Consider the following 22,848-nt stretch of genomic DNA (forward strand, 5'->3'; position numbering starts at 1 on the left):
TCATTCGCCGGTGTGCGGCAGGTTGCTGGACGCGACCAGGGTGCGCACCGCCCGCAACGCCACCGACAGGGTGGCGAGGTCGAAGTGGTCGCTCTCCCAGATCTCGGACAGCGTCTGCCTGGCCCGTCCGACGGCCGCCTCGTTCGCCTCCGACCAGCGGGCCAGCCGCTCCTCGGGAGACAGCCCCGACTCGCTGTGCAGCAGCACCTCCCTGGTGAGGGTGGCGTGCGCGGCGTACAGGTCGTCGCGGAGCGCGGAACGCGCCATCGAGTTCCACCGGTTGTCCCGGGGCAGCGCGATGACCCGCTCCCTGAGCCGGGCGAGCTGCAGGCGGTCGGCCAGGTCGAAGTACACCTCGGCGACCTCGTTCAGCGGCAGCCCGGTCAGCGCGGCGATCTCGACCAGGTCGAACGTGGAGTACGCGGGCACCATCGCGGCGACCCGCTCGGCCAGCTCGTCCGGCACGCCGCGCGCCACGAAGCCGTCCCTGCGCTCCTCGTACGCGGCCAGGTCGAGGCCGGTGAGCAGCTTGGGCAGGTGCGGCAGCAGCGTGCTCGCGCCCTCGGCGAAGAACCGGGCGGTCGACGTGAGGTCGAGCGGCGGCCGCCGGTTGCTGAGCAGCCAGCGGGTGCCGCGCTCGGAGAGCTTGCGCCCTTCGAGCAGCATCGCGATCCGGGTCGCGGTGTCCACCTCGACGCCCAGCGCCTCGACCTGGCTGGTGAGGCTCGGCAGGTCGAAGACCTCGCGGGCGACGAGGTAGGCCCGGACGATGTCCGGGGTGGACGCGCCGGTCTCCTCGCCGAAACGGAACACGAAGCTCGTCCCGCCGAAGTTGACCACGTCGTTCACGACCCGGGTCGTGATGATCTCCCGGCGGAGCGGGTGCGCGTCCATGGAACCCTGGTAGCGGTCCCGCAGCGCGGACGGGAAGTACGACACCAGCCACGGAGCGAGGTAGGGGTCGTCGGGCAGGTCGGAGGCGAGCAGCTCGGCGTCCACCACGAGCTTGGTGTAGGCGAGCAGCACCGAGAACTCGGGCTGGGTGAGCCCGAGGCCGGACTGCCGCCGCTCGGCCAGCGCCTTGTCCGAGGGGAGGTGCTCCAGCTCGCGGTTGACGAGCCCGGCCCGCTCCAGCTTCCGCAGGTAGCGGGCGTGGATGTGCAGCATCTCGGGCGCCTGGCCGTGGGCCGCGGCGAGCACGACGTTCTGCGCGTAGTTGTCGCGCAGAACCAGCTCGCCGACCTCGCCGGTCATGTCGAGGAAGAGCTCGTCGCGCTGCCGGTCGGTCAGATCGCCCTCGCGGACGGCCTGGTCGAGCAGGATCTTGATGTTCACCTCGTGGTCCGAGGTGTCCACACCGGCGGAGTTGTCGATGAAGTCGGTGTTGATCCGCCCGCCGTTCAGGGCGAACTCGATCCGGCCGAGCTGGGTGAAGCCGAGGTTGCCGCCCTCGCCGACGACCTTGCAGCGCAGGTCGGCGCCGTTGACGCGCAGGCCGTCGTTGGCCTTGTCGCCGACGTCCGCGTGGGTCTCCGACGCGGCCTTGACGTACGTGCCGATGCCGCCGTTCCAGAGGAGGTCGACGGGGGCCTTGAGTATCGCGCTGATCAGCTCGTTGGGCGCGAGGGCGGTGACGCTCTCGGGGATGCCCAGCACGACCCGCAGCTGCGGCGTGAGCGGGATCGACTTGGCGGTGCGCGGCCAGACGCCGCCGCCCGCCGAGATCAGCGAGGAGTCGTAGTCGGCCCAGGAGCTGCGCGGCAGCCCGAACAGCCGGCGGCGCTCGACGTAGCTCGTCGCCGCGTCGGGCGACGGGTCCACGAAGATGTGCCGGTGGTCGAAGGCCGCCACCAGACGGATGTGCTCCGACAGGAGCATGCCGTTACCGAAGACGTCGCCGGACATGTCGCCGACGCCGGCGACGGTGAAGTCGGTGGTCTGGACGTCCACGCCCAGGCCCCGGAAGTGGTATTTCACCGACTCCCAGGCACCCCTCGCGGTGATGCCCATGGCCTTGTGGTCGTAGCCCACGGAGCCGCCGGAGGCGAAGGCGTCGCCGAGCCAGAAGCCGTACTCCTTGGCCACCTCGTTGGCGATGTCGGAGAACGACGCGGTGCCCTTGTCGGCGGCGACCACGAGGTAGGTGTCGTCGCCGTCGTGCCGCACGACGTCCGCCGGCGGGACGACCTCGCCGTTCACCAGGTTGTCGGTGATGTCCAGCAGGCCGGAGATGAACTGCCGGTAGCAGGCGATGCCCTCGGCCAGCACCTCGTCCCTGCCGCCCGCGGGCGGGTGCTTCACGACGAACCCGCCCTTGGACCCGGTGGGCACGATGACGGTGTTCTTCACCATCTGCGCCTTGACCAGGCCGAGGATCTCGGTGCGGAAGTCCTCCATGCGGTCGGACCAGCGCAGGCCACCGCGGGCGACCTTCCCGAACCTGAGGTGGACGCCCTCGACGCGCGGCGAGTAGACGAAGATCTCGTACTTCGGGCGGGGCAGCGGCAGCACGCTGATCGCCAGCGGGTCGAACTTGAGCGAGATGTACGGCTTGCGCCCGCCGCCCTCGGCCTTCTGGTAGAAGTTCGTCCGCAGCGTGGCCGCGATCATCTCCAGGTAGGCCCGCAGGATGCGGTCCTCGTCGAGCGAGGCGACCTCGTCGAGGGAGGCGTGGATCTCCTCCTTGAGCGCGTCGCACAGCTCTGACCGGACCTCCTCCGAACGCCCGGGCACGAGCCGCGCCTCGAAGAACCGCACGAGCAGCCGGGCCAGCCGGATGTTGCCCAGCAGCACCTTCTCGATGTAGTCCTGGCTGAACGTGGTGCCCGCCTGGCGCAGGTACTTGGCGTACGCGCGCAGGATCTCGGCCTGCTCCCAGGTGAGGCCGCCGGCCAGCACGAGCGCGTTGAAGCCGTCGTTCTCGACCTCGCCGCGCCACAGGGCCGCGAAGGCATCGTGGAACAGCCGCTTGACGTCGTTCCTGTCGACCTCGCCGGAGGGGGTGTAGCGCAGGCCGAAGTCGTAGATCCAGGCGTCCTTGACCGCGTCGCCGTCCCGCCTGATCTCGTACGGCCGCTCGTCCACGACCTCGACGCCCATGCGCTGCAGCAGCGGCAGGGCGTTCGACAGCGAGATGGGCGCGCCGATCCGGTAGATCTTGAAGCGCCGCTCGCCCTCGGCCGCGCCGTACGGCTCGTAGAGGTTCATCCCGATGTCACGGGGGTCGTCCTCGGAGAGCTCCTCCAGCCGCTTCAGGTCGGTGACGGCGGTACGCGCCGGGAAGTCGGCCTTGTAGCCCTCGGGGAAGGCGTTGGTGTACCGGGAGACGAGGGCGGGGCTCTCCTCGGGGGAGCACAGCCCGGCGATGGCGTCGACCAGGTCCTCGTCCCAGGAGCGGGTGGCGGCGGCGAGCCGCGCCTCCAGCTCCTCGACGTCGACCGGCACCTCGGCCAGCGACTTGCCGCGCTCGCCGCGGATCACCACGTGCAGGCGGGCCAGCGGCTGCTCGCCGATCATGGTGCTGTAGTCGAGCGAGGAGCCGCCGAGCGTCTTGAGCAGGATCTCCTGCATCCGGAGCCGGATCTTGGTGGTGTACCGGTCGCGGGGGAGGTAGATCAGGCAGGAGATGTAGCGGCCGTAGTCGTCCCTGCGCAGGAACAGCTTGACCTGCTTGCGCTCGCGCAGCCGGAGCACGCCGAGAGCGATCGGCAGCAGCTCGTCCACCGGGATCTGGAAGAGCTCCGCCCGGGGGTAGGTCTCCAGGATCTCCTTCAGGTCCTGGCCGTCGTGGCTGTCGGCGGCCAGCCCGGCCCGGTCGAGCACGTCGGCGAGCTTGCGCCCGAGCACGGGCATCCGCGTGATCGACTCGTTGTACGCGTCGTGGGTGAACAGGCCCAGGAAGCGGCGCTCGCCGATCACCTCGCCCTGCGGCGAGAAGAGCTTGACGCCGATGTAGTCGAGGTAGGCCGGGCGGTGCACGGTGGCGCGGCTGTTGGCCTTGGTGACGATCAGGAGCTGTTTCTCGCGGGCCTTGGCGCGCACCTTCGGCGGCAGCGCGGCGAAGCTCTCCGAGCCCGCCTTGTCGGCGCGGAGGATGCCGAGGCCGGTGCCGGGGATGGCGCGCAGCGCATCGCCCTCCTCGGTCTGCTCCAGGCGGTACTCGCGGGAGCCGAGGAACGTGAAGTGGTCCTCGGCCAGCCAGCGGAGCAGCTCGACGCTGTCCGCGATCTCACCGGCGGCGAGCGGCGGCGGGTCGGCGGCGACGTCCTCCGCCGTGTTGACGGCCAGCGCCCGCATCTTGGGGAAGTCCTCGCCGGCCTGGCGGACGTCCTGCAGGACCCGCTGCAGGTCGCACTCCAGCTCCTTGAGCACGGCGGGGTCGGCCTGCCGGTCGATCTCGAGGTGCATCCACGACTCGGGCAGGAACTGCCCGCCGGCCTCGTCCTGGTCGGGGCCGAGCATCGTGCCGGCCATGTCCCGGTGGACGCGCATCTGGGGGTGGACGAGAAGCTGGATGCCGATGTGGTGCCGGTCTAGCTCCATCGTCACCGAGTCGACCAGGAACGACATGTCGTCGGTGACGATCTGGATCACGGAGTGGCCGGGGTCCCAGCCGCACTCCTCCATGGTCGGCGTGTAGGCGCTGACCAGCGCCCTGCCCTGGGGCCGGTACCGGGCGAGGTGCCGGTGGGCCATGGCCGGGCCGTACACGTCCACGGGGTCGCGGTCGGCCAGGTCCTCAAGGGGGACATGGCGATAGTAGTCACGGAGGAAGGCGAGGATGTCCCCGCCCGAGGAGGCTTCCGGGGTGGGCGCGCACTTCTCGGCGGCGGCGCGGAGCAGTCTGTCCAGCGCCTCCCCCGGCTCGCGCTCCATCGGAGTCCCGTCAGGTTCCGGCTCTGTCTGGGCCGATTCCGATCCACGCGCCGTTCCCGGTTCGCGCCGGCTCCCCGCCGTCTCGAGCGGCATCTCGCTACTCACTCCTTTGTGAGGTACTGGATATTCGTCGCGGTCCGGTACTACCCCATGACAAGGCGGCCGGTCCGCAAAAGGGGGAATCATGTGTGGTCGGCACCCGCTGTCGGGATTCCGATGACCTCAGCGGAGGGTCCGTGACCTCGTGATAGGAGGCGGACCGGTCACGCCGGAAGAGGACGGTGCGACCAGCATCCCACAGCGCGGGGCGCAGCCCCCGCGATCCGACCGACGCGTCCCCGACATGTCATCTCTCCTCAGGTGCCCGTCTCGTCCCCCGATCCCCATTGACCGGGAGCTCCACGCCACCCACGTTCCCGATACCACCTCAGAACGCCACACACGTCAACTCGACCGTCCCCGGCCGGACGCCTACGGCGCCGGGCTTCACACCCGGCCGAGACGGCCCGGTGACGGGAATGTGACCAAACCATCATCGATCACAGGACGTCTCACGAGGGAGATCAAACCTCGGGGAGTTGACCATGATCGATCGACGTGCCTTCCTCCGTGTGTCGGCGCTGGCGGGAACGGCGCTCGCGTCGGGTGCGGCCCTCGCCTCCGGCACACCCGCGTGGGCCGGTCCGCGCCCGGCGGACTGGTCGGCGCTCGGCCGCGGGCTCGGCGGGCGGCTCGTCCGCCCCGGCGACGCCTCCTACGACGCCGCGCGCAAGGTGTTCAACACCGCGTTCGACGGGGCGCGCCCGGCCGCCGTGGCGTACTGCAAGACGACCGCGGACGTGGCCGAGTGCCTGTCCTTCGCCCGCAAGTACGGCGTGGCGGTGACCTCGCGGTCGGGCGGCCACAGCTACGCGGGCTGGTCGGCCGGTCCCGGGCTGGTCGTCGACGTGTCGCCGATGAACACGGTCGGCTACTCGGGCGGCCGGGCCACGGTCGGCGCGGGCGCCCGGCTGGTGGACGTCTACTCCCGGCTCGGCGCGCACGGCGTGAGCATCCCCGCCGGGTCCTGCCCGACGGTCGGCGTCGCCGGGCTGACGCTGGGCGGCGGCATCGGCGTGGTCTCCCGCAAGTACGGCCTGACCTGTGACGTGCTGGAGTCGGCGCGGATCGTGACCGCCGACGGGCGGGTCCTCACCTGCTCCGCCACCGAGAACCCCGACCTCTACTGGGCGTCGCGGGGAGGCGGCGGCGGCAACTTCGGCGTGGCGACGTCCTTCACGTTCCGGACCCACGCCACCCACGACGTCACCGTCTTCTTCCTGCACTGGCCGTGGCAGAAGGCGGCGGCGGCCGTCCGGGCCTGGCAGGCGTGGGCGCCGTACGCGCCGGACGCGATGTGGTCCAACCTGCACCTCAACCACGACCCCTCGCTCGACGTGCAGATCGGCGGGCTCTACGTGGGCGGCCGGGCGGGCTGCGAGCGCCTGCTCGCCGACCTCGTCCGGCGGGTGGGGTCGGACCCGTCCAGCCGGTGGATCTCCCCCTCGTCGTACGGCCACGCCATGATGATCATGGCGGGCTGCTCGACGCTGACGGTGTCTCAGTGCCACCGCCCCGGCTCCCTGCCCGGCCAGACCGCGGACGGCCGGCTGGTGCGCGACGCGTTCTCCGCCAAGTCGCACATGGCGTACGCGCCGCTGTCGGCGGCGGGGATCGGCGCGCTGGTCGGGCAGGTGGCCGCCTCCGGGCGGCACTCCGTACTGCTCGACGCCCTCGGCGGCGCGGTCGGCCGGGTCGCGCCCGACGCGACCGCGTACCCGCACCGCCGGGCCCTGTACAGCGTGCAGTACTACGCCCACCGGGCCGGGGCCGCCGCCTGGGCCAGGGCGGCGCACGCGGCGATGCGCCCCCACTTCGGCGACCACGCCTATGTGAACTACATCGACCCCGAGCTGACGGGCTGGCGGCGGCAGTACTACGGGGCCAACGCCGAGCGGCTGGCCCGGGTCAAGGCCGCCTACGACCCGGACCGCCTGTTCCGCCTCCCCCAGAGCGTTTGAGAGGTCCCGTCACGCGTCGCGGCGGCGGAACAGCACCGCCGCCGCGGCGAGGGGCACCACGATGTACGCCGCGAGCGCGACCGCCGCCCAGACGGGCGACAGGACGGGGACCCGGGCCCACGGCCCGACCACCACCTCCTCGGACCGCCATCCCAGCGCGCCCGCGATCTGGTCCGGCAGGTTGGGCAGCATGACCGCGGACAGGCGCGTCCCCCAGGGCGCGGGCAGGTAGGTGATCCCGGCCGGGATCACGAACAGCAGCGCGACGACCGACACGATGGCCCCGGCCGTGGACCGCGTCGCCACCCCGAAGGCCAGGCCGACCATCGCGAACACCGCCACGGAGAGCCCCAGCAGGAGAAGTTGCGGCGCCTGCTGCGCGACCGGCGCGCCGTGGTCGGGGATGGGCCGGTCGCCGACGAGCGCCCGGGTGACGAGGAAGGTCGCGAACACGGCCGCCTGACCGGCCGCCAGCGCGACGGCGGCCACGGCCGCCGCCTTGGCCGCCAGCAGCGTGCCCCGCGCGGGCACGGCGACGAGGCTCGACCTGACGGTGCCGTGTGCGTACTCCGAGGTGATCGCCAGCACGCCCAGCACGCCCAGGGCGAGCTGGACCATCGGCAGCATGTACTCCTCCATCGGGATCACCCGGAAGTTCTCCCGCCGCTCCGGAGGCAGCCCGTCGAACACCGCCATCCCCTGCCAGACGAACAGGGCGCCGATGACCACCGCCAGGGCGACCACCGCGAGGACGACGTACGTCGAGCGGACCGAGCGGATCTTCAGCCACTCCGCCGACAGGGACGCGATCATCGGCCCGCTCCGTGCTCCACGCTGCCCGCGGTCAGCCGCAGGTAGGCGTCCTCCAGCGACCCGCCGTCGGGCACGAGGTCACGCAGCGGGCCGTCCGCGATCAGCCGCCCCCGGCCGATGATCACGAGGTGGTCGGCGGTGAGCGCCATCTCGCTCATCAGGTGGCTGGACAGCAGCACGGTGCGCCCCTCTGCGGCGAGCGAGCGCATCAGCTCGCGGATCCAGCGCACGCCCTCCGGGTCCAGGCCGTTGACCGGTTCGTCCAGCATCAGCACGGCGGGGTCGCCGAGCAGCGCGGCGGCGATCCCGAGGCGCTGCTTCATGCCGAGGGAGAACGTCCCGGCCCGCTTCCTGGCCACGCCCGCCAGCCCGACCAGCTCCACCAGCGCGGCCACCCGTCGCGGCCCGATCCCGTTCGTCCGGGCCAGCGCGAGCAGATGGTCGTACGCGCTGCGCCCGGGATGCACCGCGCTCGCGTCGAGAAGCGCGCCCACCTGGTGCAGCGGGCGGCGCGTCGCGGCGTAGCGCCGGCCGCCGATCAGCGCCTCCCCCGAGGTCGGCGCGTCGAGGCCGAGGACGACCCGCATGGTGGTCGACTTCCCGGCCCCGTTCGGGCCGAGGAACCCGGTGACCTGCCCCGGCCTCACCTGGAAGGACAGCCCGTCAACGGCGACGGTGCTCCCATAGCGCTTGACGAGGTCTCTCACTTCGATCATGCCGACCACGATCCCGCGCGGCGTCCGTCCGGCACATCGCGCCGGGGCGGGATTTCCCGGGTCGGACGCCGCTCCGACACCGTCGTACGGACCCGGCCGGATGTCAGACCAGGGGATGACGGCCTCCGGGCGGAGGCGCGGCCGGAGCCCGGCGGGTACGGTCGACCGGGTGCACGCTTCCCTGACGGAGAGCCCCGGGGGCGCCTCCGGGGACCGGTGGGCGCTCATCGCCTTCGACTGCGCGGTCGCCCTCTGCTACACCTCCCTCGTGGTGGTGGTCGCGCTCCAGTCGGACCGGGCGACCTGGGCGCCTCCGTGGGCGCAGGCGCTGGTGCTCGCCGGCGTGGGGCTGCCGGTGGCGGTCCGGCGGCTGTGGCCGGTCACGGCCCTCTCCGTCGTCCTCACCATGTCGCTGGCCGCGCTGCTGCTCGGCGTCCTGCGCGACCCGTTCCTCGCGGCCTGCTACGCGCTCTACGCCGTCGTGCTCGCCCGGCGGCCGCGTGGCAGGGTCGCGACCTCGATCGCCGGCGTGCTCACCGCGGCGGGCTTCACCGGGCTCCTCGCGTTCGGGATGTCCCTCCCCGAAACGCCGTCGTGGTGGATGAACCGGCTCGGGTCCATCCCGATCAGCCTCGTGGCCATGGGCGGCACGCTGACGGTCGCCCGTGCCGTACGGGGACGCCGGTACTACGCCGCGCGCTGGGCCGAGCAGGTCGCACAAAGAGCGGTGGCCGAGGAGCGGCTGCGCATCGCGCGCGAGTTGCACGACGTCGTCGCGCACGGCATGAGCCTGATCGCGGTCAAGGCCGGCGTGGCCAACCACGTCGCCGAGGCCCGCCCGGAGGAGGCCCGCAAGGCGTTGCGCGTCATCGAGACGGCGAGCCGCGACGCGCTCGCCGAGATGCGGCGCATGCTCGGCGTCCTGCGGTCGGAGCAGGAGCCGGACCTCGGCGGGGGCGGCCTCGACGCGGAGGGCGCGCTCGGCCCGGCGCCCGGCCTCGCGGGGCTGCCCGCGCTGGCGGAGCGCGCGGGCATGGCGGGCGTCCGGGTGGATCTGGAGGTACGCGGCGCCGAGAGGCTGCCGGACAGCGTCGAGCTGTCGGTCTACCGCATCGTGCAGGAGGCCCTCACGAACGTGGTGAAGCACGCGGCCCCGGCCCGCTGCCGCGTACGGGTCGAGGCCGGCGCCCGCGAGGTGCGGGTCGAGGTGTGCGACGACGGCCCCGGGAGGCGCACCCTCCCGCCCACTCCCGGGCACGGGCTCGTGGGGATGCGCGAGCGCGTCATGATGTACGGCGGAACGTTCGCCGCCGGACCGCGACCCGAGGGAGGCTTCGAGGTGTCCGCTCGCCTGCCGCTGACCGAGGCGCCGCGATGACCACGGCCTCGGAGGGCCCGGTGCGCGTGCTCATCGCCGACGACCAGGCTCTGCTGCGCGGCAGCTTCCGCCTGCTGGTGGAGACCGCCCCAGGCCTGACCGTGGTCGGCGAGGCGGGCGACGGCGCGGAGGCGGTGGAGCTGACCCGGCGCGAGCGCCCCGACATCGTCCTCATGGACATCCGGATGCCCGAGATGGACGGCATCGAAGCGACCCGCCGGATATGCGGCACGCCGGAGACCGCCGGGACGCGCGTGATCATCCTCACCACGTTCGACCTGGACGCCTACGTCTACGGCGCGCTCCGCGCGGGCGCGAGCGGCTTCCTGTTGAAGGACACGCCGCCGTCGGGCCTGCTCGCCGCCATCGACGTCGTCGCCTCCGGCGACGCGCTCCTCGCGCCCAGCGTGACCCGCCGCCTCATCGCCGAGTTCGCCCGCCGTCCGGAGCCCGCGCGCCGCCCCGCCTCCACGCTGGACGGGGTGACCGAGCGCGAGCGCGAGGTGCTCACGCTGATCGCGCGCGGGCTGTCCAACACCGAGATCGCGGGCCATCTGTGCGTCAGCATGGCCACGGTGAAGACGCACGTCGGCCGGCTGCTCGCCAAGCTGAACGCCCGCGACCGGGCCCAGCTCGTCATCGCCGCGTACGAGGCGGGCCTCCGCCCCTGACCCGGCCTCGGCCGTACAACGTGGCGAGATCGGCGAGGAGGATGCCCTGGTCTCCCGCCGCGGCCTCCGTGAGCGAACGGTCGAATCCCGCGCCGCTGTAGAGGGCGAGCACGGTGTCCCGGGTGTCCAGCCCTCGGATGTGCAACTGGTCCCTGGCCTGTTGGAGGCGTCCCAGGTGCCGGAGTGTCATGACCTCCGACCACTTGGCCTCGCCCACGGAAAGGAGCCGTCGCCTGTGGGTGCCGTCCTGGGCCCCGAGTGCGATCACGTCGACCTCGATGTTCTGCCCCCTGCCGCTGCCCGGCGCGACACCGGCTGCCACCTCTGAGGGCAGCTCACCGGCCCATTCCACTCCCAGCGCGAACTGCCGGCAGATGTGCTCGAAGTGCGGCCCGATCACCTGCGACGCGAACCTGGACCGCGCGCCGTTCCACACCTGGGCCGCCCGGCCTCGTTCGAGCTGGCTCCACGAGGGCCGCATGATCGACTCGTAGAAGGTCACGAGCGGCTCGGCGACACGGTAGACGGACGCCTTCCGAATCGGATCGATCTCCTTCCTGATGAGCCGGCAGTCTTCCAGCACGCCGAGCGGATGCGCGATGTCGGTCGACTTGCGTTCCATGTGACCGGCGATGCCGCCGCGCGTGTTGTTCCCTGCGGCAATCGCGCCCAGGACGGCGTGGTACAGCGCCTCGTCCCGTACCTCCATCTCGTTCGAGAGGAGGTAGCGGGCTTCGCGGAAGAGCGGCGACTCCGTACTCAGGACCCTCCTGATCACCCAGTCGTCGAACTCGTCCGGCCCCGCGGGTGACTCGCCGTCGACGAAACGGGTCCGGTAGGCGGGAGTCCCCCCGGTGATCGCGTTCAACTGGATCGCGAGCCGCAGATCGGAGATGCCCCAGAATCGCCGCGCCATGTGATAGTCGAAGGGGTGCACCACGAGTTCGAGCGAGGCCCGTCCCCGCAGGGGAGCCTGGCCTGCGAGCAGTTTCCCCATCACGGACATGGCGGACCCGGCGAGGATCAGGCGCGTGCGGCCGCGCGCCGGATGGTTCGCCCCGCGCGCGTCGATCTCTCTTTGCAGGAGCGAGGGGATGGCATGATCCGCCTTCATCAGGTACGGGAACTCGTCGATGACGATCAGCCGGTCCGGGCACCTGTCCAGGAGATAGGTGATGGCCTCGTCCCAGTTGGCGAACGCCAGCGTCCCTTCCACACCGAGATAGCTCGCCACCGCGGTGCCGAACTGGCGCAGGGCGTCCACGGAGGTCGATTCGACCGCAACGAAGTAGAAGCCGCCGAGCGCGTCCGCGAGGGCCTGGAGGAGAAAGGTCTTCCCCTGCCGCCGGCGACCGCTCACGACGGCCAGACGCATCTCGTCGCCCGGCGCGGTCGCGAACCGAGTCAGCGCGGCCCACTCGCGCTCACGGTCGAAGACGTACTCCGGCTTGGGCACCACCGCATACCCCTCCTTATAAGTACGCTTCTAAGAACTCTACTTCTTAGAAGCGTACTTATAAGGATGCTCATCGGTCAGGCGGTCAGGGTTTCGGCACGAAGTGGGTGAGGACCTCGGGGTTGGCCATCGCGTCGCGGTTGGCGGCCTTCTCGACGGGGGTACCGAGCAGGATCTTCCGTACCGGGACCTCCAGCTTCTTGCCGGAGAGCGTCCGCGGGATGCCGGGGACCCGATGGAACTCGTCCGGCACGTGGCGCGGGGACAGCTCGGTGCGCAGCGCCCCGCGCAGCCGCGCGACCAGGTCCTCGGTCAGCTCCGCGCCCGCCGCGAGGGTGACGTACAGCAGCAGCCGCCCGTCCTGGCCGAGCTGCCCGGTGTCGATCACCAGGCTGTCCTCGATCTCCTCGAACCGCTCGACGACCCGGTAGAACTCGCTGGTCCCCATGCGGACGCCGCCGCGGTTGAGGGTGGAGTCGGAGCGGCCGTAGATCACACATCCGCCGTCCGGAAGGATCTTGATCCAGTCGCCGTGCCGCCAGACGCCCGGGTAGTCGGCGAAGTACGACTCGCGGTAACGGTCGCCGGACGGGTCGTTCCAGAACATGACCGGCATGGATGGCATGGGCGTGGTCACCACCAGCTCGCCCACCTCGCCGACGACCGGGTTCCCGGCCGCGTCGAAGGACTCGACCCGGGCGCCCAGGCAGCGGCACGGGATCACACCCGCCCGGATCGGCAGCAGCGGCGTCGCGCCCACGAAGCCCGTGCAGACGTCCGTGCCGCCGGAGAACGACCCGAGCTGCACGTCCGGCTTCACATCGGAGTAGACCCACGCGAAGCCCTCGGGTGGCAGCGGCGACCCGGTCGAGCCGATCCCCCGCAGCCGCTCCAGCCCGGACGGCCGCAGGCCCGCCTTCATCGAGGCCACGATGTACGGCGCGCCGGTGCCGAAGTAGGTGACGCCCTCGTGCGCGGCCAGCTCCCACAGCGCCCCGGTGTCCGGGTGGGCGGCGCTGCCGTCGTACAGGACGACGGTGGCGCCCACGAGGAGGCCGCCGATGAGGAAGTTCCACATCATCCAGCCGGTGGTGGTGTACCAGAAGAACACGTCGCCCTCGCCCAGGTCCTGGTGGAAGCTGAGCGCCTTGAGGTGTTCGAGCACGATGCCGCCGTGGCCGTGCACGATCGGCTTGGGCAGCCCGGTGGTGCCGGAGGAGTAGAGCACCCACAGCGGGTGGCCGAAGGGGACCCGATCGAACGCTGGCTCGGCCGCCTCGGCGCGCAGCGCCTCCCAGTCCAGCTCCTCGCCGGCGACGACGTCCGCGGCGGGGACCGAGGGAATCCACACCGTCGCGGCCAGGCTGGGCAGCTTGGCCGCGATATCGCGTACGACGTCCGCCCGGCCGAACTCCTTGCCGTTGTAGCGGTAGCCGTTCACGGCGATGAGCACCTTCGGCTCGATCTGGGTGAACCGGTCGATGACGCTGAGCGCCCCGAAGTCGGGCGAGCAGGACGACCAGATCGCGCCCAGCGACGCCGTGGCCAGGAACGCGATCAGCGCTTCCGGGATGTTCGGCACATATCCGGCGACTCGGTCGCCGCGCCCCACGCCGAGCCGGATCAGGCCCGCCCGGACCCGGCCCACCTCGGCGCGCAGCTCACGCAGCGTGTACGTCCGCCTGTTTCCGGATTCATCACGAAATATCACAGCAAGGCGGTCGGGGTCGCCGCGCAGCGCGTTCTCGGCGTAGTTGAGGGTCGTGCCCTCGAACCAGGTGACGTCGGGCATCGTCCCGCTGAGGACCGGCCCGTCGGCCCGGTCGCCCACCACGGCGAAGTAGTCCCAGATCGACGTCCAGAACTCGGCCGGAGATTCGACCGACCACTCCCATATGTCCTGGTAGTCACCCTTCCTGCCGAGCCACTCGGCGTAGCGGGTGATCTTTGCGTTGCGCACGACCTCCGCGGTGGGTTCCCACAGCAGAGCACCTTCCTCGACCATGCCCCCATCCTGACGAGGCCGGCCCGCCGTGTCACCATCTCCACCCACATACGACGGACCCGTCATATGGTGCCCACTCCCATGAACCGCGACCGCAGGTGATCCACCGCGACCCGCGCGGCGGTCCCGATCGCCGCGTCCGCGCGCGGCTGGTTCTGGGCGGTGCCGATCGACCGGGTGAACACGGCGATGGCGTACCGGCCGCCGTCGGGGTACTCGATGACACCCACCTCGTTCCTGACCGTCGGCAGCGTCCCGGTCTTGCCGCTGACCGCCACGTCGTCGTACGGGAAGCCGGAGGCGAGCCGGTGCGGCCACACCTGCAGGCCCATCAGCCGGCGCACGGCGGCGCACGAGGCGGGCCCGGCGGCCTCGTCCCGCCAGATCATGCCGAGCAGCCGGGTCATGTCCCGGCACGTGCTGCGGCTGGTCCTGGCCGGGTCGAGCACGCGGAGCCGGGAGAGCACGGCGGGATCGGTGGTCATCTGGGAGAGCTCGGCCATGTCCGCCGCCCCCGCGTCCTCCCGCATCGCCGTGAACAGATCGGCGCACGAGTGCTCGACCCACGTGTGGGGCAGGCCGAGGTCCGCGAGCGTGGCGTTGACCTCGCCGAGGCCGACCCGCGCGAGCAGCGTGTCCGCCGACGCGTTGTCACTCACGCTGATCGTGAGGTAGGCGAGGTCCCTGAGCGAGGCCGTGACCTCGTCCAGCATGGCCGAGACGCCGGTGCCGCCCCCGGGGCGCCCCTCAGGGGACACCGTGACCCGTTCCGCCGGGTCGATCAGCCCGCGCTCCGCCTGCCGGTAGAACGCGACCAGCAGCGGCACCTTGAACACCGAGGCCAGCACGACCGGCTCGTCGGCGCCCAGGCCGACCTCGCGGCCGGTGTCGATGTCCACCGCGTGCAACCACCCGGTGACCCCCGCCGTACGGAAGATCTGTTCGAGCTGCTTCACGAGAGGAACCCCGTGGCGGGACGGGGGGCCACCCACGTGCGCGGCGGCGCGCCTTCGTCGGACATCCCCGCATCATCCCGCAGAACGCGTGTCGTGAGATCGGCGAACCCCGCCACATGCTCGGACGGCTCGCCACGCCAGGCGGTGGAGATGCGCCAGGCCAACGGGGAGCCCACCAGCGGGCGCCAGACCACCCCGGGCACGTCCGCGCGCTGCCCGAGCGCGACCGCGGTCCCGGCGAGGACGAGCCCGATCGTGAACTGGCCGTGGACGGCGTGCCGGACCTCGGCCGGGACGAAACCATGCCGCCGGCAGCCGGCCAGGGTCTCGTCGTGCAGGCCGGGTTCGAGCGCGCGCGGCGGCAGCACGAGCTCGCGTCCGGCCAGGTCGGCCAGGTGCACCGTGGCCAGCGTGGCCAGCTCGTCCTCCTCGCGCAGCAGCACCCCCGGGTGCTGGACCAGGACGGGGCCGAAGCCGAGCCCCGACGCCGCCACGGGATGCCGCAGCACGCCCAGGTCGAGCTCGCCGCCGAGCAGCGCGTCCACCTGGTCCGACGTGCCCATCTCAGTCGGTATGAGCCGTACGTCGGGGTTGCCGGTGCGGAACCGGGCGATCAGCGCGGCGAGCACCGACGCGCCCAGGTCGGGCGGGACGGCGGCGCGCAGGCTCGCCGTGTCGCCCCGCACAGTCCGCGCCATCAGTTCCCTGATCCGCTCGGCCCGGGCCACGAGCTCGCGCGCCTCGGGCAGCAGCAGCCGCCCGGCGCCGGTGAGTCTGACCTGGCGGCTGGTCCGGTCGAACAGCCGGACGCCCAGCTCGTCCTCCAGCCGCTTGACCCGCTGGCTGAGCGGGGGCTGCGCCATGCCGAGCCGGGCCGCCGCGTTGCCGAAGTGCAGTTCCTCGGCGATGACGACGAAGTACCTCAGGTGCCGTACGAGGTCCATGGGCTGTGATGATATCCGAATCAATATCAATGCGAAACCGATATCACTATTGGACACGAACGCCGAGGGTCTGGTCCTCTTGCCTGCACGGACACGCAAGGGGGAAATGTGCCGGAATTTACGGAACCTAGAGTGCAGCGACACCAGGTGAAGAAGCGGCGCCGGTGGCCGTTCGTGACGGCCGCCGCGCTCGTACCGGTCCTGGCGGCCGGCGGCGCGGTCTGGGCGCTGCGCACCACGGGGTCGCCCGAGGAGACCGCGGCGTCCTTCCTCGCCGCCTGGTCCAGATCCGACTACGCGGCGATGCGCGCGCTGACCTCCGACCCGCCCGCCGACTTCGAGCGCGCGTACAAGGACTTTCGCGCCAACCTGAAACTCACCTCCGCCCGGTTCGCCGCGAAGGGGAAGGCCCGCGAGAACGACGACGGGAGCGAGTCCGTACGGTTCCGCGCGGCGCTCGACGCGGCGGTGGACTTCTCCTACGACGGCCAGCTGCGGCTGGTGGAGCGCGACCGCGCCTGGCGGGTGGCGTGGACGCCGGCCGCGCTGCACCCCGGCCTCGCCGGCGGCGGCGGGTTCCGGGTCACCTCCGCCGAACCGGATCCCGCGCCGATCACGGCGACCGACGGCACCAGGATCGACACCCCGGACACGCCCGGTTCGGTCCAGCAGCTCGTCGAGACGCTCAAGGAGCGGTACGGCCCCCGCCTCGCCGGCACCCCGTCCGCCCGGGTGGACCTCGTCGGCGCGGACGGCGTGGCCCAGCCCGTCGCCGCCGCCAAGAAGTCGCCGGGCAAGGCGCTCACGACCACGATCGACCTGGGCGTCCACCGAGCCGGGGCCCAGGCCCTGGAGCAGGTGTCCAAGCCCGCGTCGCTCGTCGCGCTGCGACCCTCGACCGGCGAGATCCTCGCCGTCGTGAACAAGCCGGGCGGCTTCAACCGCGCGTTGCTCGGCACCTACCCGCCCGGATCGACGTTCAAGGTCGTCACTGCGTCGGCGCTCGTCGCCGACGGCATGAGCGCCACCGAGACGGTGAAGTGCCCGGCGGAGCAGACGATCGGCGGCTACACCTTCCACAACTCCCACTTCGAGGACTTCGGCACGATCCCGCTGCTGGCGGCCTTCGCCCACTCGTGCAACACGACGTTCGGCGACCTCGCCGTCAGCCGGCTCGGCGCGAAGCGGATGAGCGCGGTCGCCTCCGGCTTCGGCTTCGGGCTGCCGATCCAGCCCGGCGTGCCCGCCGTCCGCGCGCAGTTCCCCGCCCCCGAGGACGCGACCGACCTCGCCTCAGCGGCGATCGGCCAGGGCAGGGTGCTGGCGAGCCCGCTCAACATGGCCGCCGTCGCCGCCGCCATCGCGGACGGCACCTGGCGACCGCCGCGGCTCGTGCCCGCCGACCTCGTCCCGTCCGGCGGCTCCGGCCCGCGCGAGCTGGAGCCGGGCGTGGTTCGCGCGCTGCGCCGCCTCATGCCGGCCGTCGTCTCCGAGGGCACCGCCCGGGGCGTCGCCTTCCCCGCCGGCACGGCCGGCAAGACCGGCACCGCCGAGTACGGCTCGGACAAGGAGCCGCCATCGCACTCGTGGTTCATCGGCTACCGGGGCGACCTGGCGTTCGCCGTCATCGTCGAGGGCGGCGGCATGGGCGCCGCCGTGGCCGCGCCCGCCGCGGCTCGCTTCCTGAGCGGTCTCAGCGGCCTCAGCGGCCTCAGCGGCCGGTGAGACGGGCGACGGCCGCCACGACCTCCGAGGCGTTGGACAGGTCGGGCAGGACGATGTCCGCCCCCGCCTCACGCAGCTCGGCGGCGGTGGACCGGCCCGACGCGACCGCGATCATCGCCGCGCCGCCGATGCGGGCGGCCTGCACGTCCCGAGTCGAGTCGCCGATCAGCACCGTGTTCGCGGAGGTGAACGCCCCGCCGTACCGCTCCTTGGCCCGGCCCTGGGCCACCTGGAGCAGCGTGGCCTTGGGATAGACCTCCTCGCCGTACCCCCCGACTTCGAAGTCGATCGCCTTGTCCAGCTTGAACGCCGTCAGCTTGTGGACCGCGTTGCTCCGGATCGTCCCGGTGAGGACCGACTGGATCACGCCGTCGAGCCGGGACACCGCCTTGAGCGCGTCCTTCGCGCCGGGCATCGCCCGTCCCTCGGCGGTCAGCCGCTTGCGCTTCGCGGCGAAGCTGACCGCCAGCGCGTCGAGGAACTTGGGCAGGTGGTTGTCCTCCACCGCGATGCCGTTGACGGCCAGCGTCTCGAAGACGATCTCGGAGTCGGGGCGGCCCATCGCCGGGGCGAGTTTCACCAACGGCCGCCCGGTCACCATGCGGAACGCGTCGGCGTACGCCTCCCGGGTGACGATGGTGACGTCGACCAGGGTGAGATCGACGTTCCAGAGAACGAGGCGGTTGATCGTGGCCTCCGAAGGGGGACGCGGGCCGGGTTCAGATCAGGTCGAGGGCGTTCGCGAGCGAGTCGACGACGGGGACGCCGACGGCGCCCAGCTCGGCGCGGCTGCTCATGCCGCCCGTGTAGAGGATGGCCCGCGCGCCGACATGCTGGGCGGCGTGCGCGTCGTCCACGCTGTCGCCGATCACGACGACCTTCTCCGGGTCGACGCCGAGTCCCAGGACGTGCGCGGCCATGTGCTCGGCCTTGGGCCCGCCGGCGGCGGCGCGCAGGCCGTCCACCCGGCTGAAGTGCCGGTCGATGCCCATCTCGCCGATCTTGGGCACCAGCCGCTCGTGCGTCCACATCGACAGCAGCGACTGAGTCCGCCCGGCGTCCTCCCACTCCTGGAGGCAGGTCAGGGCGCCTTCGGCCAGCCCGCAGGCGAGCATCAGGCGGTGGTAGTGGTCGTGGAACCCCTCGTCGAGAAGCTCCCACTCGCCGTCGCGGAGCGACCTGCCGAGCATTCGCTCGTACGCCACCCAGATGGGGCGGGTGTAGACGGCGCGGAAGCCGTCGGGGTCGAAGGGGCCGACGCCATACGGGCGGAAGACCTCGTTGGTCGCGCCCACCACGGCATCGATGTCGTGAAACAGCGTGCCGTTCCAGTCCCAAACAATGTGTGTCATATCAACATGGATGATATCCAGCCCCGCGTCGAGCGGCGGCCGTACGCACCCGGCCCGGCGTCATCGGGTGCGGCACCTACCTCCTCACCCGCGTGCAGCAGGGAGCCGAGGTCAAGGGCGTGCTCTCCCCGGCCCCGGCCGGGGCTCAGTACTCGGCTGCGGCCGGAGCCCAGGACGTGCCGTTGTGGAAGCAGAGTCGAGCTGCCCGTCTCCCACCCCGGCCCGGCCCGGGATGCCGTCGATCCGCGGATCGCGGTACCGGCACCCCGGGCGAAGGCCCGACACAGGGGAGCGCAGCGGGGCAGGTCAGCTCCGGCCGACGGTGGCCGTGGAGGCGGCCGCGTCGGCGACGTTGCCGCGGTACAGGCCGAGCTTCGGCTTTCCCACCTTCGCGCCGGCGCCGAGCGGGAAGTTCTGGGTGTCGGAGTTGGGCATCCGGTCGTCGGGCAGGATGTTCAGCTCGTTCACGTCGGTCGCGCTGCCGCCGCCGGGGTTGAGGTCGACCACCGCGTACGCCTTCTGACCGGGCGCCACCGGGTAGGCCGGGGGACCGCCCAGCTCGCCCGGCACCAGCGGCGTGAGGTCCTTGCTGTGGTCGGCGGCGTGGGAGTTGCCCAGGCTGACGAGCGGGTAGTAGCTCAGGCCGCAGGCGGTGGTGCCCTGGTTGCGCACCTCGATCACCCGCTGGTTGGGCGCCTCGGCCCGGGCGGTCATCTTGACGGCCAGCTTCTTGGCCTCGCAGGGGTGGGAGTAGGCGTAGGCCTCACCACCACCGGCCTTGCCCCCGCCGCCCGCGGTGGTGGCAGCGGGAGACTGGGAGAGCTTCGCAGGCTGCGCCTCGCCGCCGTCGCCACCGGACTGACAGGCGGTCAGGGTGAGGGTGGCGCCCAGGGCGAAAGCGGCCGGGACTAACAGGGCACGGCGAGCGGACATGGAGGTTCCCCCGTAACAGATCTAGGTGAAGGAGTGGACCGGGCGGCGGGCCATCGACGCCGACCGCCGAGAACCACTTTGGCCCGCGGTCCGTCCCGTCCGCAGCCTTTCCTGGAAAAGTCGGGACACTGGAACGGTCCCACCCCTTCTGACCTGCGGTTTCACAAACGCCTGGAATGGCCTTCCGGAACACGTCCCGGGGCCGTTCGGGCCGCTGGGAGCCGGCGGAACAGCATCGGCGCCGCTCGACACACGACAACGACGCAGGAGCGCTCCGCTCCCTCGACCCCGGGGAACGTTTGGCGGACAGCGACCTAAACCAGCAGGTCGGGGACCTCCTGGGTCGCGTACCACATCAGCTCGTGGGCCTCGGCTTCGTCCACGGCGAACCGGGCGTCGTCGTCCCCCAGGTCGGCGGCGGGCAGCGCCGCGACGGCGGCCTCGATGTCCGGGGCCGCGGTGGCGTCGTCCACGTGTGCCGAGGCGATCCGGGACATCGGGACCGGCTCGGTGAGCCGCACCCGAGCCCGCTCGTCCGGATCGGGGCTCATCGCGACCCAGGCGTCCGGCACCTCGGCCGCCAGCACGACCCGCCGAGCCGGCCCCGCGGCCTTGCCCGCCCCGGCCGACTCCGCCCCGATCCGCTCCGTACCGCCCGGCCCGGCGAGGTCGCCCGCCCGCTCCCCCGTGTCTTCCTCGGCGAGCATCCGCAGCGAGGCCCGCGCCGCCTCGGTCAGGGCGACGTACTCCAGCTCCTCGGTGTCGCCGGAGGTGTACCACTCGACCAGCGCGGGCGTCACCGCGTACCCGGTCAGCGGCGCGGGGCCGAGCTCGCCCTGCGCGACCACGCGGGCCAGCGCGGAGAGCGTGCACGGGAGATAGACGCGCATGGGAACCTCTCGTCGGTCAGGTCAGGGGCGCAGCGGCAGGCCGAACAGGGCCTCCAGCTCGCCGATGGTGGCGAAGGCGTCGCTGTGGTGGATGCCGACCAGCCCGAGCGTCCGGGCCGCGACGATGTTCGCCTCGATGTCGTCGATGAACACGCACTCCTCGGCGGGCAGCCCGACCTGGTCGAGCGCGTGGCGGAAGATGCGCGGCTCGGGCTTGCGCATGCCGACCTCGCCCGAGATGACGATCGCGTCGAACAGCCCGTCCCAGGAGTCACGGGGATAGTCGTTCTCCCAGGAGTTGGACAGCAGGCAGGTGCGGATGCCGGCCGCGCGGGCCCGCCGCAGCATCTCGTTCATCTCCTCGACCGGCTCGAACCCGAGGAACATCCGGGCGAGCAGCCCGTCGGCCGCCGGCGGGACGCCGTCGAGGGTCATCAGCCTGGCCGCGAAATCCTGCTCGAAGTCGGTCGCCGAGATCTCACCGCGTTCGAGCGCGTGGATGGCGCTCTCACCGCCGCCCTCGTAGGCGTGCAGGACCAGGTCGCGCATCACGTCCTTGTAGTGCGACGCGTCGATCCGGTCCTGGGCGAGCCAGCCCGCGATCGAGTCGGTGAGGCTCGTGGTGAGCACCCCGCCCCAGTCGATCAGCACTCCCTTGAGCACGACACCTCCTGGTGGAATCTGGTTCAAAAGAATAGAGCGTCAGGGAAGGTTCGCCTCCCGGGCGAGCCGTCGGGCGGCGCTCAGATGGGCCGACGAGCGCACCGCCGCGGGGTCGGTCGTGACCTTGCCGAACATGCCCCGCTTCGCCTTGAGCCGGAGGATCCGGGTCACCGAGGCGTCCAGGCGGGCGGCCGAGATGCGCCCGGACTTCACCGCCGCGAGGACCGCGCCGTACGCCTTGGGCATGTCCGGCGGCATGAGCAGCACGTCCGCCCCGGCCAGGACGGCACGCACGGCCACCTCGGCGTCGCCGTACTTCTCCCGCACGCCCGCCATGTTGAGCGCGTCGGTGCTGATCACGCCGTCGAAGCCCAGCTCGTCGCGGAGCAACCCGGTCAGGATCGTGCGGGACAGCGTGGCCGGGTCGCCCGAGGGGTCGAGCTTCGGCATGACGACGTGCGCCGACATGATCGCGTCCACACCGTGCGCGATGGCCTCACGGAACGGCGGGGCGTCGAGCTTGCGCCACTGCGCCTTCGTGTGCGAGATCACCGGGAGGCCGGTGTGACTGTCCGTCGAGGTGTCGCCGTGACCGGGGAAGTGTTTGGCGGTCGAGGCGATGCCGGCGGCGTGGAAACCGTCGACCGCCGCGCCCACCATGGTGGCGACCTTGCCGGGGTCGGAGCCGTAGGCCCGGGGCCCGATCACCGGGTTTCGCGGGTTGATGTTTACGTCGGCGACCGGCGCGAAGTCCATCGTGATGCCGAGGGCGCGCAGCTCGGTGCCGGTGAGCCGGGCGGCGGCCCGCGCGTTCGCCGGGTCGCCGGTCGCGCCGATGGCCATCGCCCCCGGGAGCTTGGTGACGACCGCGGAGAGCGGCGAGACCGTGCCGTTCTCCTGGTCCACACCGATCATCAGCGGGACCCGCGACGCCGCGCGCAGCCCGGTGGTCAGCGCGGCGATCTGCCGGGCGTCGGAGACGTTGCCCGCCCACGGGAACATGATCACGCCGCCCGGGCGGTACTTCTTGATCACCTGGATCGGGCTGCCCGCCCCGAACCGCGCGCTGTTCTCCTGGTGCGCCGCGTCGGCGCGTGAGCCGTACACCACAGGCATGAAGAGCTGGCCGACCTTCTCCTCCACGCTCATCCGGGCGAGCATGGCGGCGACGTCTCCCGTCGCGGCTCCGGTGCCGCCGTCCTCCGCCGCCGCGTCGCCCGCACCGGTGGCCTCCCCGGACGGCGTCCCCTCCGGGGACGGCGTCGCGCCCGGCGAGGCGGAGAAGGAAGGGGGAGCGGCGGGGGTGGGGCGCGCCGTCTGCTCCGCCTCCACCGCGGAGCAGCCCGCCATCGCGATCACCAGCAGTCCGAGGCCCAGTCGTCGAAACACCCCTTCACCGTATCCGCGCTTC

17 protein-coding genes are annotated in these 22,848 nt (G+C 71.9%); 4 read left to right on the forward strand and 13 right to left on the reverse strand.

Annotation, left to right across the window (positions count from 1 at the left end; translation table 11 throughout):
- The gene (locus AWQ71_RS08225; RefSeq protein ID WP_067129249.1) at window positions 1–4,875 is read right to left on the reverse strand and encodes an NAD-glutamate dehydrogenase; all 4,875 of its coding nucleotides are present in this window, start codon (window positions 4,873–4,875) and stop codon (window positions 1–3) included.
- Window positions 4,876–5,459: 584 nt separating this feature from the next.
- On the opposite strand from AWQ71_RS08225, the gene AWQ71_RS08230 reads away from it, so the two are divergent.
- Complete coding sequence (locus AWQ71_RS08230) at window positions 5,460–6,935, forward strand: FAD-binding oxidoreductase (RefSeq protein ID WP_218001705.1); 1,476 nt, start codon at window positions 5,460–5,462, stop codon at window positions 6,933–6,935.
- A gap of 9 nt (window positions 6,936–6,944) precedes the next feature.
- On the opposite strand, the gene AWQ71_RS08235 is transcribed toward AWQ71_RS08230, so the two are convergent.
- Together AWQ71_RS08235 and AWQ71_RS08240 are read right to left on the reverse strand one after the other, a co-directional pair.
- Window positions 6,945–7,748 carry an ABC transporter permease gene (locus AWQ71_RS08235; protein WP_067129252.1) on the reverse strand — a complete coding sequence of 268 codons (804 nt, stop codon included), beginning with the start codon at window positions 7,746–7,748 and terminating at the stop codon, window positions 6,945–6,947.
- On the reverse strand, window positions 7,745–8,464 hold the full coding sequence (locus tag AWQ71_RS08240; RefSeq protein ID WP_067130327.1) for an ABC transporter ATP-binding protein: 720 nt from the start codon (window positions 8,462–8,464) through the stop codon (window positions 7,745–7,747). Before AWQ71_RS08240 ends, AWQ71_RS08235 begins: the two co-directional genes overlap by 4 nt.
- 169 nt (window positions 8,465–8,633) lie before the next feature.
- Here AWQ71_RS08240 and AWQ71_RS08245 point away from each other — a divergent pair, with 169 nt between their 5' ends.
- Both AWQ71_RS08245 and AWQ71_RS08250 read left to right on the forward strand, forming a co-directional pair.
- Window positions 8,634–9,842: a sensor histidine kinase gene (locus AWQ71_RS08245; protein ID WP_218001706.1), complete on the forward strand. Its 1,209-nt coding sequence runs from the start codon at window positions 8,634–8,636 to the stop codon at window positions 9,840–9,842.
- Window positions 9,839–10,513 (forward strand): response regulator, encoded by a 675-nt coding sequence (locus AWQ71_RS08250; RefSeq protein ID WP_067129255.1) that lies wholly within the window; start codon window positions 9,839–9,841, stop codon window positions 10,511–10,513. Before AWQ71_RS08245 ends, AWQ71_RS08250 begins: the two co-directional genes overlap by 4 nt.
- Here AWQ71_RS08250 and AWQ71_RS08255 read toward each other — a convergent pair.
- The 4 genes from AWQ71_RS08255 to AWQ71_RS08270 form a co-directional block, all read right to left on the reverse strand.
- On the reverse strand, window positions 10,479–11,969 hold the full coding sequence (locus AWQ71_RS08255; RefSeq protein WP_067130333.1) for an ATP-binding protein: 1,491 nt from the start codon (window positions 11,967–11,969) through the stop codon (window positions 10,479–10,481). The two genes, AWQ71_RS08250 and AWQ71_RS08255, sit on opposite strands and share 35 nt — an antisense overlap.
- Before the next feature lie 85 nt (window positions 11,970–12,054).
- Window positions 12,055–13,974 carry an acetoacetate--CoA ligase gene (locus AWQ71_RS08260; RefSeq protein ID WP_067129258.1) on the reverse strand — a complete coding sequence of 640 codons (1,920 nt, stop codon included), beginning with the start codon at window positions 13,972–13,974 and terminating at the stop codon, window positions 12,055–12,057.
- A gap of 62 nt (window positions 13,975–14,036) precedes the next feature.
- Window positions 14,037–14,930 (reverse strand): serine hydrolase, encoded by an 894-nt coding sequence (locus tag AWQ71_RS08265; RefSeq protein WP_067129261.1) that lies wholly within the window; start codon window positions 14,928–14,930, stop codon window positions 14,037–14,039.
- On the reverse strand, window positions 14,927–15,874 hold the full coding sequence (locus AWQ71_RS08270) for a LysR family transcriptional regulator (RefSeq protein WP_067129264.1): 948 nt from the start codon (window positions 15,872–15,874) through the stop codon (window positions 14,927–14,929). The genes AWQ71_RS08265 and AWQ71_RS08270 overlap by 4 nt, the downstream gene beginning before the upstream one ends.
- A gap of 132 nt (window positions 15,875–16,006) precedes the next feature.
- Here AWQ71_RS08270 and AWQ71_RS08275 point away from each other — a divergent pair, with 132 nt between their 5' ends.
- Complete coding sequence (locus AWQ71_RS08275) at window positions 16,007–17,599, forward strand: penicillin-binding transpeptidase domain-containing protein (protein ID WP_245658177.1); 1,593 nt, start codon at window positions 16,007–16,009, stop codon at window positions 17,597–17,599.
- Here the strand turns inward: AWQ71_RS08275 and AWQ71_RS08280 are convergent.
- The 6 genes from AWQ71_RS08280 to nagZ all read right to left on the reverse strand — a co-directional run bounded on the left by AWQ71_RS08280 (window position 17,586) and on the right by nagZ (window position 22,826).
- Entirely contained in the window at window positions 17,586–18,287 is a 702-nt protein-coding gene (locus AWQ71_RS08280; protein ID WP_067129270.1) for an HAD family hydrolase, read from the reverse strand. The two genes, AWQ71_RS08275 and AWQ71_RS08280, sit on opposite strands and share 14 nt — an antisense overlap.
- A 31-nt stretch (window positions 18,288–18,318) precedes the next feature.
- The gene (locus tag AWQ71_RS08285; protein ID WP_067129273.1) at window positions 18,319–18,951 is read right to left on the reverse strand and encodes an HAD family hydrolase; all 633 of its coding nucleotides are present in this window, start codon (window positions 18,949–18,951) and stop codon (window positions 18,319–18,321) included.
- Between the two features lie 306 nt (window positions 18,952–19,257).
- Window positions 19,258–19,884, reverse strand: coding sequence for a DUF4232 domain-containing protein (locus AWQ71_RS08290; protein WP_067129276.1), 627 nt, complete (start codon window positions 19,882–19,884; stop codon window positions 19,258–19,260).
- Between the two features lie 314 nt (window positions 19,885–20,198).
- Complete coding sequence (locus AWQ71_RS08295) at window positions 20,199–20,774, reverse strand: DUF6912 family protein (RefSeq protein WP_067129279.1); 576 nt, start codon at window positions 20,772–20,774, stop codon at window positions 20,199–20,201.
- A gap of 21 nt (window positions 20,775–20,795) precedes the next feature.
- A complete protein-coding gene (locus AWQ71_RS08300) occupies window positions 20,796–21,437 on the reverse strand; it encodes an HAD family hydrolase (protein WP_067129282.1) in 642 nt (213 codons plus the stop codon).
- A 39-nt stretch (window positions 21,438–21,476) separates the two neighbouring features.
- Entirely contained in the window at window positions 21,477–22,826 is a 1,350-nt protein-coding gene (nagZ, locus tag AWQ71_RS08305; RefSeq protein WP_067129285.1) for a beta-N-acetylhexosaminidase, read from the reverse strand.
- Window positions 22,827–22,848: the final 22 nt, after the last annotated feature.

The sequence above is a fragment of the Microtetraspora malaysiensis genome (assembly GCF_001528665.1).
Lineage (GTDB): Bacteria > Actinomycetota > Actinomycetes > Streptosporangiales > Streptosporangiaceae > Microtetraspora_A > Microtetraspora_A malaysiensis.

Coding starts and splice junctions, on each gene's coding strand:
- AWQ71_RS08225 (WP_067129249.1), bottom strand. CDS start 4,875: ATGGAGCGCGAGCCGGGGGAGGCGCTGGACAGACTGCTCCGCGCCGCC.
- AWQ71_RS08230 (WP_218001705.1), top strand. CDS start 5,460: ATGATCGATCGACGTGCCTTCCTCCGTGTGTCGGCGCTGGCGGGAACG.
- AWQ71_RS08235 (WP_067129252.1), bottom strand. CDS start 7,748: ATGATCGCGTCCCTGTCGGCGGAGTGGCTGAAGATCCGCTCGGTCCGC.
- AWQ71_RS08240 (WP_067130327.1), bottom strand. CDS start 8,464: ATGATCGAAGTGAGAGACCTCGTCAAGCGCTATGGGAGCACCGTCGCC.
- AWQ71_RS08250 (WP_067129255.1), top strand. CDS start 9,839: ATGACCACGGCCTCGGAGGGCCCGGTGCGCGTGCTCATCGCCGACGAC.
- AWQ71_RS08260 (WP_067129258.1), bottom strand. CDS start 13,974: ATGGTCGAGGAAGGTGCTCTGCTGTGGGAACCCACCGCGGAGGTCGTG.
- AWQ71_RS08270 (WP_067129264.1), bottom strand. CDS start 15,874: ATGGACCTCGTACGGCACCTGAGGTACTTCGTCGTCATCGCCGAGGAA.
- AWQ71_RS08285 (WP_067129273.1), bottom strand. CDS start 18,951: ATGACACACATTGTTTGGGACTGGAACGGCACGCTGTTTCACGACATC.
- AWQ71_RS08290 (WP_067129276.1), bottom strand. CDS start 19,884: ATGTCCGCTCGCCGTGCCCTGTTAGTCCCGGCCGCTTTCGCCCTGGGC.
- AWQ71_RS08295 (WP_067129279.1), bottom strand. CDS start 20,774: ATGCGCGTCTATCTCCCGTGCACGCTCTCCGCGCTGGCCCGCGTGGTC.